This window comes from Okeania sp. SIO3I5, assembly GCF_010672085.1.
GTDB lineage: Bacteria > Cyanobacteriota > Cyanobacteriia > Cyanobacteriales > Microcoleaceae > Trichodesmium.
In genome coordinates, this window is record NZ_JAAHHT010000353.1 from 1 (window position 1) to 7,219 (window position 7,219).

The 7,219-nt window shown below is 38.8% G+C and carries 4 protein-coding genes and 1 pseudogene; 4 read left to right on the plus strand and 1 reads right to left on the minus strand.

Features of this window, described 5'->3' with window-relative positions; all coding sequences use genetic code 11:
• From F6K40_RS37485 to F6K40_RS37500, 4 genes and pseudogenes are all read left to right on the plus strand, one after another.
• A pseudogene (locus F6K40_RS37485) lies at positions 1-578 on the plus strand (hypothetical protein); the annotation flags it as partial.
• A 12-nt stretch (positions 579-590) separates the two neighbouring features.
• Entirely contained in the window at positions 591-872 is a 282-nt protein-coding gene (locus F6K40_RS37490; RefSeq protein WP_293144485.1) for a hypothetical protein, read from the plus strand.
• 726 nt (positions 873-1,598) lie between these two features.
• Complete coding sequence (locus F6K40_RS37495; protein ID WP_293144488.1) at positions 1,599-2,036, plus strand: helix-turn-helix domain-containing protein; 438 nt, start codon at positions 1,599-1,601, stop codon at positions 2,034-2,036.
• Positions 2,037-2,088: 52 nt separating this feature from the next.
• Positions 2,089-2,256, plus strand: a complete 168-nt coding sequence (locus F6K40_RS37500) for a hypothetical protein (RefSeq protein WP_293144491.1) — start codon at positions 2,089-2,091, stop codon at positions 2,254-2,256.
• 56 nt (positions 2,257-2,312) lie between these two features.
• Here the strand turns inward: F6K40_RS37500 and F6K40_RS37505 are convergent, their stop codons facing one another.
• A complete protein-coding gene (locus F6K40_RS37505) occupies positions 2,313-6,254 on the minus strand; it encodes a HEAT repeat domain-containing protein (RefSeq protein ID WP_293144494.1) in 3,942 nt (1,313 codons plus the stop codon).
• Positions 6,255-7,219 lie beyond the last annotated feature (965 nt).

The following is a 7,219-nucleotide window of genomic DNA, read 5'->3' on the forward strand; positions in this document are numbered from 1 at the left end:
ATAATTGGTGTACAGGAATTTATTTATTACCTAAATATCAGAGAACAGGATTAGTAGTAATTCATCAATTACCAAAGACATTAGACACTCTATCGTTAAGAATTTTGGGCAAAGGTAGAGTACAAGAAGAGGCAATTGAGGAATTAAAGGCATTGCCACGAGATAATCAATTTCGGGTAAATACTTTGTTGTCATTATCGTCTTTACGTAGTAACTTAGAAGGAAGTTCAGAATTAGAAGAACAAGATAGGGAATTAATTATGCGTTTATCACCACTATTATTAGAACGATTAGAAACTGCTACTCAGTTAGGAATACAACAAGGAGAGGAGCGAGGTATACAACAAGGTATACAACAAGGTATACAACAAGGTATACAACAAGGAAGGGAGGAAGCTACCCGAATGGAGCGTACTGCATTTATCGAAAATTTCTTGAAATCTAGGTTTAATTCTTTAGATGACGAACTCAGAGAAATTATTCAACCAATGCTGCGATTATCTCCAGAGGAATTGGCTCCTTTACTATTACAATTATCTCGTGAGGAATTATTAGCCAGATTTAATAATGATAATTAATGCTTTTATGGAGTGAAAAAAAGTTCAGAATTAGAAGTAGACGATAGGGAATTAATTATGCGTTTATCACCACTATTATTAGAACAATTAGAAACTGCTGTCCGAATGGATCGTACTGCAGTTATCGAAAATTTGTTAAAGTATAGGTTTAATTCTTTGGATGACGAACTCAGAGAAATTATTCAACCAATGTCGTCTTTATCTCCAGAGGAATTTACTCCTTTACTATTTCAATTATCTCGTGAGGAATTATCTCGTGAGGAATTATTGGCAAGATTTAATAGTCAAAATTAATCCAGTTATTTAGTTAGGAAAAATTCCAGAGAGAAAATACATTTAACTCTTGCCGATCGCTCTCAATAAAAAGGAGCGATCGCTTTTTTCTGCTCGACTAAATAGACTTCTCCAAAAATGAAAAATCAAATCAATTCTGATCCATAAATTATCAATTATTCCCCTCCTGGGAGGGGTTAGGGGTGGGTTCCCTGTTCCCAGATCCGCTGTTCCCTGTTCCCTCTTTTCTGGAGATGTCTAATTTATAGGTAATTTTCTCTAAGGGAGATACACTAGCATAATTATAGCTAACATTTATAAAGATTCTGTAAAGATTTTGCCAACTAAATTTATAGATAACTTCATAAATTCACCGGAACTCTAAATAGACATCTCTGATAATCAAAAATAAAATCAATTATTTCTCTCTACTTCCTGCTCTGTACCGATGTTGTATGCAACGTCCCTACTTCCCTCTTTTCTGAAAGACTATAAATATTAAGCTTGATGTATTTACACTATTTACATAGATGTGATATAGTGTTATATTAGAAACATCTAAATCAAAGAACCGTAAATAACATTACTGCAGATTAAGAGACAATCTTAAGTTATAACGGTTGATTTGGACTTTAGCAGGGTCATCTACGTCGAGGGAAGCGATCGCTAGTGCTAGCGAAACTTAAGTATTATCGCATTCCCAATTTGAATTATTGATATTTCATACCCCTGATAAAGTAGAAAAAGATGCCTAAAAAAGCCTATCTCAAATCCCACTTGAGCGAAACAGAAATCAAAAAGCGCTATCTCCAAATCAGAGATAGAGTAGAATCTCGACGCTGGCACCTACTATGGTTAGTGTCTCAAAATTGGACTATTAAAGAAGCAGCTCAAGTTTTGGGTTTTAACTATGATTATGCTAAGGATATTGTCAAAAATTACAATCAAAAAGGGCCGGATGCTATCTTAAATCGACGGAAAACACGGAAATTTTATCCTTCTCATGCTTTACTCACTCCAGAACAACAAGAAGAATTACGGATAGCACTTAAAAGTCCACCTAAAGATCAATTAGCTTGGACTGGGCCAAAAGTGGCAGAATGGATTGCCAGGACTATTGGACGCGATCGCGTTTCTCCCCAGCGTGGTTGGGAATATATGAAAAAATGCAGTTCAAGCGTTTGAGGAGTCAGGAGTCAGGAGTCAGGAGTCAGAATTTAGAATTTAGAATTCAGAATTGACAGGACTTACGCAACATAAGGAATTATACGCCATCTGTAGGGGCGAATGGCATTCGCCCTTACTAGATATGGAGGTTCTGCGTAAGAGCGATCGCGAAACCCAAGAACAATATTGTATTTGTTGGGTTTCGTACCTCAACCCAACCTACAAAACTGATAACTGATAACTGAAATGACGCACCGTTAAGATAATGGTGCGTCATGTTTCGTGCTTTTCTGTCTAATGAGCATTCCTATTTTCTAATAGCTGCAATTGCTCTATTGCGCACTCCCACAGTTCTTCGTCTGGATCGTTTGCTGCTCTGTCTTGTAATAGTGGGATGGTTTGCGGATGGTTTGGGTAGTGTTCGATAATTGCCTCTAGTGCTGTTTGTCGAGGGTTGTCTCGATACTCATATTCAGGTTCAAAGGGATCATTGAGGACGATGCGATAAAACAATTCAAAAATTCCCGGTTCATTTTTCCAACCACTAGCTATTTGTTCCACGATTTCACTTCGCACACTCGAACTATCATCAGACACAACCCTTTGTTTGAGTAATTCCAAAATTCCTGGTTCATTTTTCCAACCAGTAGCTATCTGTCGCACCGCTTCACCTCGCACCTGCCAATTCTCATCAGACACAACCCTTTGTTTGAGTAATTCCAAAATTCCTGGTTCATGTTTCCAACCAGTAGCTATTTGTCGCACCGCTTCCCATCGCACATTCCAATCCTCATCAGACACAACCCTTTGTTTGAGTAATTCCAAAATTCCTGGTTCATGTTTCCAACCAGTAGCTATTTGTCGCATCGCTTCACTTCGCACACTCGAACTATCATCAGACACAACCAATTGTTTGAGTAATTCTAAAATTCCTGGTTCATGTTTCCAACCAGTAGCTATTTGTCGCACCGCTTCACCTCGCACATTTGAGTGTTTATCAGACGCAACCCATTGTTTGAGTAATTCTAAAACTCCGGCTTCATGCTTCCAACCAGTAGCTATTTGTCGCACCGCCTCCCGTCGCACATTCCAATTCTCATCAGACATAACCCATTGTTTGAGTAATTCCAAAATTCCTGGTTCATGTTTCCAACCAGTAGCTATTTGTCGCACCGCTTCACCTTGCACATCCGAGTGTTGAGCAGACACAACCCATTGTTTGAGTAATTCCAAAATTTCTGGTTCATGTTTCCAACCAGTAGCTATTTGTCGCACCGCTTCACTTCGCACATTCCAATCCTCATCAGACACAACCCTTTGTTTGAGTAATTCCAAAATTTCTGGTTCATGTTTCCAACCAGTAGCTATTTGTCGCACCGCTTCACCTCGTACATCCGAGTGTTGATCAGGCACAACCAATTGTTTGAGTAATTCCGAAATTCCTGGTTCATGTTTCCAACCAGTAGCTATTTGTCGCACCGCCTCCCGTCGCACATTCGAGTGTTGAGCAGAGGCAACCAATTGTTTGAGTAATTCCAAAATTCCTGGTTCATGTTTCCAACCAGTAGCTATTTGTCGCACCGCTTCACCTCGCACCTGCCAATTCTCATCAGACATAACCAATTGTTTGAGTAATTCCAAAATTCCTGGTTCATGTTTCCAACCAGTAGCTATTTGTCGCACCGCTTCACCTCGCACATCCGAGTGTTGAGCAGAGGCAACCCATTGTTTGAGTAATTCTAAAATTCCTGGTTCATGTTTCCAACGAGTAGCTATTTGTCGCACCGCTTCACCTCGCACCTGCCAATTCTCACTAGACACAACCAATTGTTTGAGTAATTCCAAAATTCCTGGTTCATGTTTCCAACGAGTAGCTATTTGTCGCACCGCTTCACCTCGCACCTGCCAATTCTCATCAGACACAACCCTTTGTTTCAACCAAGTATAGGTTTCTGGGGTATCCCTCCAGGTTGTAGCTACCACTTCGACAGCTTGAGTACGAATTTCACGAACTAAGGCTGAATTTTTCTCATAAATTTCTACATCTAAATTATCAAAAAATAGAACTTTATAAGGTCCATAATAATAACCAAGGTCGTACTCAGTCAAATCTTTCAACCTATTTAATAACCGTTCCTCCACATCACCAACACTCTGACGAATCCTCACTTCAGACAAACACTTGCCCGCCAAAAATAAATTCACAAACTTTTCCACTTCCCCCTCTTGCTCCATCAAATAACTAATAATTTCCCCCACAAACGTAGCATCGATCGTCCCCGCAATTAACCGCAACACCTCATGCCATTTTTCATCCCGCCAATGCTTACCAAAAACATCATTTATCAACCCATCCTTAGAAATTTTCTGTTCCTTTTCAAACTGCCAAACAAAACTCCAAGCACAGAAAAATTCCAAAAAAGTTCGATGCACAAAAGCATAATATCCAGCGCCCACAAAACATAAAATAAAATTCCGATTCCGTAACTGTTCTATCAACGCCCTAGCCACAGTTCTCGCATCATTAATATCCATACTTTTTAAAGACTCTCTGATAATTTCTTCCAAAGCATCTCCAGGAATCAAATTACCAGCTAAACCCTCTTTATTTCCCTGCATAAAAAAAGCTACCCGACGCAAAATTGCCTGTTTATCTTGATAGTCAATAGTCATCCGGTCAAGCTTCGCATCAACCAGCGCCCTTTCTGCATCCCACTGCTGTAATAAAACCCGCGAAGCTTGATTATAAAGTTCCGCTCTATCTCTCGGCAATTCTTGATGACGATTCAAGATAGCCATCATAGTTAATAACAGGGGATTTCCCGATAATTCCTTAATAGCTGAAGAATCATTAATTGCCCGTTTCAACCTTTCCCTTTTCCTCTCTTTTTCCGCCTCATCTTGATAAGTCAAATTATGCCAACGTTGAATAAAATCCTCAACTTGTTCCGCCTCCAAATCTTGCAACATAAAATGATAAAACTCAGCATCCCGGAGTTTTTGTGGCTTATAACCAATGACCCGCGAAGTAACAATAACCCGCACATTTTTATAATCATTAGTAAACCGATGAATATCATTTATTACGTCTTCTCGTTTGCCTGAGTCGAAAACTTCATCTAACCCATCAAACATCACAATTGCATGACCATTTTGTAATTTTTCATGGAGTTCTGGTTGAGGAAAATGACAAACAACTCCACTACCTTTTTCCAGAAATTCCAGGAAATTTTGGCATTGGTTCCGCACATAACTCCGCAGTTCAATTAATAGAGGAATTGGCTTTAAAGGCAAATCTTTCCGAGCTAATTCGGCCCATTCCAAAGCGATATATTGTAATAAAGTAGACTTGCCAGAACCGGGGTCGCCCAGAATAACTAAATATTTATAATAGCTATTTTCAAGTAATTCCAAAACGGAACGAATAGGCCGGTCTAAATATCTACGGCGGAGACCTTCAAATTGTTCTGGAGAAAATTCTGAATCAAGCTGACCGCTATCTTTTAATTGTTTTAAATATTCTTTCGGAATTTCATGTACTTGAGGCATAAATTCTTGAGATTCCCGCACCTTTTGAGGAATAAAAATTCGCCATAATTTCAAATCATTATAACCATAACCACTCGTATCTAAACTTTCTAATTTGAGATTGCCATATTGTTCTCGGATTCCCTCTTGATGTTTTTTCAGGTCAAATTCGGGTCTAATTTGAGAATTTTGATTTGCCGATTTTTCCAGATTTTCAGAATCTAATATTTGCCGTAATTCATCAGACTGGCGGATAATATTTTTAACATTTCGCCGATATTGCTTGGCAAGAAATTCCCAGTCAAAATCATCTGGTAAAGGTGGATTAATTTCGTTCCAGGCAGTAGCTAATTTATTAGTGTCTAAAGTTTTTAGATTATTATCAAAAGCACGAATTAAAACTTCTAAAACAGACCGATTTTTAATAAACTGTTTGAAAAACTTAGAATATTCCTTTAATTCACGTTCACTCAATTCAGCATTTTCTAACTCTTTATTTACCAAAATTAAAAAATCTTCAATTGCTTGTTTCGTAGCTTTTTGTAAAGGCTTTCCATTAGTGATTCTACCAACACCATCAGAAATACGTTCTTTAAAAAAGTCTTTAACGTAGTCTTCAGCAGTACCCTTAGCTAATTCTCCAATAACTTCCTGAGCAATAAATTTCACTGCTTCACTACCACCCCAAGCAATTAAAAATTCAATCATAATTATTTAACCTATTATTGTTAGTTATTTTTAATTATAGTCATAAAATCCTGTGTTTGTAGCAGAAAGAAGGCAGGAGGCAGGAGGCAGGAGGCAGAAGGATTTCTTCCAATTACAACTTAGTCCAGTAGGGTGCGTTTTCGCTAACGCAAAGCTCCGCTAACGGCTAAGAGCAGACATCTAAGGGCGAATGCCATTCGCCCCTACGAGCGAGCGCGACATGAAAAGGCGCTTACCACAAACTACGGCTTTGTTGTATGAAAACATATAGCTAACGCACAAGATCCAAGCATATGTACTTCGTACTTTTACAACTATTGTCCAATAAATAAATCTATTATCTTCGGCATTAAAAAAAAGCCTGAAACTCATACCTGTAAAGGCTTTGAGCTATTTAACTATTGGCCAACAAATGAACAAAGCATCAATCTTTAATAAAAAAAGGCTGAAACTTATATCTGTAAAGGCTTTGAGCTATTTAACTATTGGCCAACAAATGAGCAAAACATCAATAATCTGAAAGAAGGTGATATAGCTGCCACTAGGTTCACCTTTCATGTCGGGGACAACCGAAAAGCGGAACGGATGTTAAGAAGGCTACTTTCATGCAACAAAGCCACAAACTACTATTAAATTGTGAAATATTAGATTGCGCCGCAGGGCACCGTTGAGTAGACATTAGTAGCAATATGTAGGTTGAGTTGAGGAACGTTAGCGGAGCTTATCCGTTAGGATAAACCCAACACCAGTATTACTGTTGCACGGAAGTAAAAAGCGAGAAAAAAATACCCAGTGCGGGCATCCTGTCCGCGAGTACGGGAGCAAGATGCTCCCACTGCTTATCAGGAAAATAGGTTGACGCGCCACACTAAGGTGTTGTTGGGTTTATCCTTCGGATAAGCTGCGCTAACGTTCCTCAACCTAACCTACATATTGCACTATTTGAGCTGTGTCAGTCCAATTGC